At 65.2% G+C, this 1,855-nt stretch carries 1 protein-coding gene; it reads left to right on the top strand.

Going from position 1 to position 1,855, the window contains the following annotated elements; translation table 11 throughout:
• Positions 1–271: 271 nt before the first annotated feature.
• Positions 272–1,747: an N-6 DNA methylase gene (locus KNW02_RS21065; RefSeq protein WP_348524811.1), complete on the top strand. Its 1,476-nt coding sequence runs from the start codon at positions 272–274 to the stop codon at positions 1,745–1,747.
• Positions 1,748–1,855: the final 108 nt, after the last annotated feature.

The raw sequence follows: 1,855 nt of genomic DNA, 5'->3' as shown, positions 1-1,855 counted from the left end.
GGCGCGACAATCAGAAACGAAAGAGGAACTTGCCAGCGACAATCAGAATGCTATCGTCGCAGATGACGCGACATAGAATCTCATCCAGATCGTCGCTCGCGTCTCACCCAGATTGTCGCGCTATACCGCCTCCTTTGCCGTCCTCTGGCTCCTGATCCACCGGACCCGCTTCGGCACCGCGGGCACCCCCGCTACCGACTGTGCGCTGGAACGCTGGCGCGATGCTGGATCGAAGGAAGGCGAAGCCGCGCGCGAGAAACTGGCCGTTCAGGTGGAAAAGGCGCTGAAGATCCTCGGCTCCGGCTTCCTCGAGGCCAACCCCGACCTCGCCAGAAGCCTCACGTCAGGTGAGGTGAACCTGACCGAGTGGTTCAACGAACTCCTCCGCCTCGTCTACCGCCTGATCTTCCTGATGGTGGCCGAGGATCGCAACCTCCTCCACCCCGAAAAGGCCCCCACCGACGCCCGCAAGCTCTATGCCGAAGGCTACAGCCTCGCCCACCTGCGCGCCCAGTGCTTTCGAGCGGCGACCTGGGACAAGCACCACGACCGCTATGAGGGCGTGAAGATCGTCTTCCGCGCCCTTGCCGATGGCCAACCCGCCCTCGCGCTCCCTGCTCTCGGCGGCCTCTTTGCGGACGACCGTCTGCCCCACCTCGAAACCGCCCGCCTGCGCAACCGCGCCTTCATGGAGGCGCTCTACCGCCTCTCCTGGCTTGACCAGAAAACCGGCATGGTCCCGGTCAACTGGCGCGCGATGGAGACCGAGGAACTGGGATCCGTCTACGAATCCCTCCTCGAACTGCAGCCCCAGCTGGGCGATGACGGCAAGACCCTGCTCTTCGCCTCCGAGGCCGCCGAGCAGAGGGGCAACCAGCGCAAGACCACTGGCTCCTACTACACGCCCGACAGCCTGGTTCAGGCGCTGCTCGACACAGCCCTCGACCCCGTTCTCGACAAGACCGAAGCCGAGGCGGACGATCCTGCCAAGGCGCTGCTGAAACTTTCGGTCATCGACCCCGCCTGCGGCTCGGGCCACTTCCTGTTGGCCGCCGCCCGCCGCATCGCCACGCGGCTCGCGCGCATCCGCGCCGATGGCACGCCCTCGCTCGCCGATTTCCGCCATGCCCTGCGCGATGTCGCGCGGTCCTGCCTGCACGGGGTGGACCGCAACCCGATGGCGGTGGAGCTGACCAAGGTCGCACTCTGGATCGAGACGGTGGACCCTGGCCTTCCCCTAGGCTTCTTCGACGCGCAGATCCGCTGCGGCGATGCGCTGCTGGGGGTGTTCGACCTGAAGGTGCTGCAGGACGGCATCCCCGATGCCGCCTACAAGCCGCTGACGGGCGACGACAAGGAAACAGCGAGATACTACCTCAAGGCCAATCGCGATGCGAAGGCGGGGCAGGGCGGGTTCGATTTCGGCACCGGGCAAGCCTCCCTGCCGGCGATGAAACCGCTGGCGCTGGATTTCTCGGGCTTCCGCGACCTGCCCGAGGATACGGTGGAGCAGATCGGGGCCAAGGCCGCGCGGTTCAAGGAACTGCGCAAGGGGCAGGCCTTTGTGCGGGCGACGGCGGCGGCGAACCTGTATGTCGCGGCCTTCCTGCTGCCCAAGGTGGGTGGCGCACCGGCGGGGGCATCAAGCCGCACCGTGCCGACGACCGAGGAACTTTGGCTGGCCCTCAATCAGGGCAAGATGCGGCAGGCGATGATAGACGCGCCCAAGGCTGTTGATTGCCACTGAGAATTGACCCGGCAACCGCCAAAATTGTCATTGAGAATTGACCCATGTGCAACCCTGCCTCGGCTTGAAGCAGCTGGAGGCATACGGAGTGATCGACATGGGATTTTT

Source organism: Paracoccus marinaquae (genome assembly GCF_018860165.1).
GTDB classification, from domain to species: domain Bacteria; phylum Pseudomonadota; class Alphaproteobacteria; order Rhodobacterales; family Rhodobacteraceae; genus Paracoccus; species Paracoccus marinaquae.
This window is presented reverse-complemented; position numbering and strand designations above follow the sequence as displayed.